This window comes from Arsukibacterium sp. MJ3 (assembly GCF_000987765.1).
Taxonomy (GTDB): Bacteria; Pseudomonadota; Gammaproteobacteria; order Enterobacterales; family Alteromonadaceae; genus Alishewanella.
Genome location: NZ_LAHP01000083.1, coordinates 1 through 866 on the forward strand (window position 1 = coordinate 1; position 866 = coordinate 866).

An 866-nucleotide genomic window follows, 5' to 3' on the forward strand; every position below is an offset into this window, starting at 1 on the left:
AATAAACGCCGAAATCTGTGGCGCGAGAAAACCAGTAAATACCTGTTCAAAGCCGATAACGTAGCCAAGGTGTTTCGGGCCAAATTTATTCACGCCCTGGCCCAGGCCGGGTATCGCTTGCCCTACCAATGCCCTAAAAAGTGGAATGCCGATTGCGAATACGTTGGTAGCGGTAACAGCGCCTTAACCTACCTGGCGCGGTACTTGTACCGTGGGGTGATTAACGAAGACAATATTCTGTCTTATCAGCAGGGCAACGTGACGTTCAGGTACAAGAACAGCACCACTAAACAGTACCAACGCATTACCGAGCCGGCTGTCGATTTTTTATGGCGGGTGCTACAGCACGTGTTGCCCAAAGGCTTTAGGCGAAGCCGGGATTATGGCTTTTTACACGGCAACGCCAGGCGCACGTTACTGCGTATTCAATTGCTGCTTAAAGTGCGGTTATCGCCACCACCCAGCAGGCAGCTGAGCCAAAAATGTTGTCCGCATTGCCATGGCCAGTTACACGTAATCTGGCTCAAACATCGCTGGGAGGCCACAACTACAAAGCAAACAGCGCATGTAAAACGAACCGACTAAGCAAAGGAATGCGCCAAGGCAAAGGAGCTGCCCCACCCATGATGAAAACACAAACCCGGGAGATGAATAACGGTAAGATAGAAATGTAAAAGCAGGACACAGATTGCCGTTGGCAAAAGCGGCGATGATGGTTCAACTCGGCCAGAAATTACTGCCGCTGACCAACGCAACCAAAGCCACTCAGGCTGCCATCGATATATCTACTATATAAGCAGAAAACCCAACCACCGGGCTTGTCCAACAACAGGATTAAGTCGCGGCTGCGCGCGACCTATCCTTGT

1 protein-coding gene is annotated in these 866 nt (G+C 50.8%); it reads left to right on the top strand.

The genetic code is table 11. The annotated features are described in order from the left end of the window. Nucleotides 1-585: transposase (locus tag VT06_RS16840; protein ID WP_046555489.1), on the top strand; the 585-nt coding region annotated here is incomplete at its 5' end. Between the last annotated feature and the right edge of the window lie 281 nt (nt 586-866).